The organism is Paenilisteria newyorkensis (genome assembly GCF_000766145.1).
GTDB classification, from domain to species: domain Bacteria; phylum Bacillota; class Bacilli; order Lactobacillales; family Listeriaceae; genus Listeria_A; species Listeria_A newyorkensis.
Genome location: NZ_JNFB01000041.1, coordinates 1 through 568, shown reverse-complemented (window position 1 = coordinate 568; position 568 = coordinate 1). Strand labels below are relative to the sequence as shown.

Below are 568 nucleotides of genomic sequence, written 5' to 3'. Positions count from 1 at the left end.
ATGATCCTATTCGCTACACGTTACTGAGTGCTTTTTTCTGGCTAAAAATAAGGGAATTGCATGATAGCCTTGTAGAGTTACTCATTACACTCATCCATAAAATCGATGGTCGTGCGGAGAAGAAAGTGAAAATGGAATTAATACTAGAAGTAAAGAAAGTATTTGGTAAGAATAAAATCTTGGTTCATTTATTGGAGAGCGCGCTCCAAAATCCCAATGGGATTATCAAAGACACACTCTTTTCCGTCGCATCTCCAGAAATAGTAGGGGATATTGTCAAAGAATTAAAATATAAAAACTCCATTTATCAAGAGAAAGTACACTGGCGTATACGGAATTCCTATAGTAGTTCCTATCGTTCCGCTGTGACGAATATATTGCAAACGCTTCAATTCAAATCCAATAACCACCGGTATCAACCCGTCATTCAAGCGATTGACTTACTGCGACAATATCATACATCCAAACAAATTACCTTTTCTCCTTCTGAGGATATTCCACTTGGCCCAGAAATTATCCCTAAGAAATGGTATGACTTGGTCATTAAAGAAGATAGCAATGGTGAGCT

General features: G+C 37.5%; 1 pseudogene. It reads left to right on the top strand.

Annotated features, from left to right (window positions below):
* Positions 1-568 (top strand): annotated as a pseudogene (locus EP58_RS14260) (Tn3 family transposase); the annotation flags it as partial.